Below are 1,345 nucleotides of genomic sequence, written 5' to 3'. Positions count from 1 at the left end.
GCCGACCCGCGCAAACGCACCGGGCAGGAGTGGGATCAGGTGCGGGAGGCGATCCCTGGCGGGAAGGATCTGCCGGCCAACGTCGTCAAGGCGCGTACCCGGCAGGCGGCTCGGTTCCTCAACGCCAACGGTCGCCTGCCGGTGGATGTGTTCGAACTGGAAGGCGCGCCGCGGGTGCCGCGGATGTTGCTGCTTGCGGCGTGTGACCGGCAGCAGGCCACGATCGAACGCGGCGAGGCCGACCCGGGCAGGGTGCTGCTGCGCCTGCAGTTGCCCACTCGTCCGGATCCGCGTACGTACGGGGACTGGACGTGGGTGGCCTGCCCGATCAGCCTGCCGCCCACCGTCCCGGCGGGCGCGGTGCTGCACCTGCCCACCCTGCGCCTCAATGGCCGGCAGGTACGCGCCGATATCGCCTACACGCACGCGGTGCCGGCAGCCCGGCCCACCGGCCACTCGGTGGCGCTCGGGGTGGACTGGGGTTTGAACACGCTGCTGAGCGCGGGGGCCCTGCGACTGCGAGCCGATGGCCGGATCACCGCGTTGGGCGCTGGTGGCCAGTTCCGGGCCGCCGGAGTGCTTGCCAAACAGCATCGCCTTCGCCGCCTGTCAGAGCGGCTACATGCGAAGGCCGATCAGTATCTGCGGCTGACTGCCGGCCGCCGTGAGGAGCACCTGAGCGCGAAACACGAGGTGCTGCGCGAGGAGATCCGCCGCGTGTCCGAACGCCGCTCGAACCTCAACGCCGCGCTCGCGTGGGCTGCCGCCCGCTGGACCGTGGACCAGGCGATCGCCGCCCGCGCGACCGTGATCTATGTGGAAGATCTGCGATCTTTGGAAGCCAAGGGGATGGGCGCCACCCTGAACACGCGCCTGTCCCAGCAGGTCGGCGGGCAGATCGTCGACCGGATGCGGCACCTCGCCGCCGAGCACGGTATCGCCGTGGTCGGCGTCCCCGCCCGCAACACCTCCAAACACTGCCCGCAATGCCTGACCCCGCTACGGCACCGCAAAGCCCCCGACCAGCCCGCCACCCCGGGCTGGAAGTGGGCCATCTGCCCCAACACGCAAGGGTGCGGCTGGCAAGGCGACCGCGACCACGGCGCCTGGCGGCGCATCGCCGCCCGCGGCCTCACCCACCAGACCAAAACCGTCACCGACCACAGCAACGCCGCCATGATCATCCGGACGGTCGTGGACACCCTCGAAGCCACCGCCGGCGTCACCCCCACGACCAAGACCAGCCGGGCGGACCGGTCGAAGACCGGCCCCACCCGGCACCAGCCACCACGCCCCGCGCCCAGGCGACGCAGGGCACCCTCCCCCACCCGGCCCCACCACGGCC

1 protein-coding gene is annotated in these 1,345 nt (G+C 71.9%); it reads left to right on the top strand.

The window, feature by feature from the left end:
- Nucleotides 1-39 precede the first annotated feature (39 nt).
- Nucleotides 40-1,345 (top strand): zinc ribbon domain-containing protein (locus ACWEVO_RS36555; protein WP_452311955.1); only part of this gene is annotated, 1,306 nt, incomplete at its 3' end.

The organism is Micromonospora sp. NPDC003776 (assembly GCF_053605645.1).
Note: the sequence above shows the minus strand (reverse complement) of the source record. Positions and strands in the feature narration are given on the sequence as shown.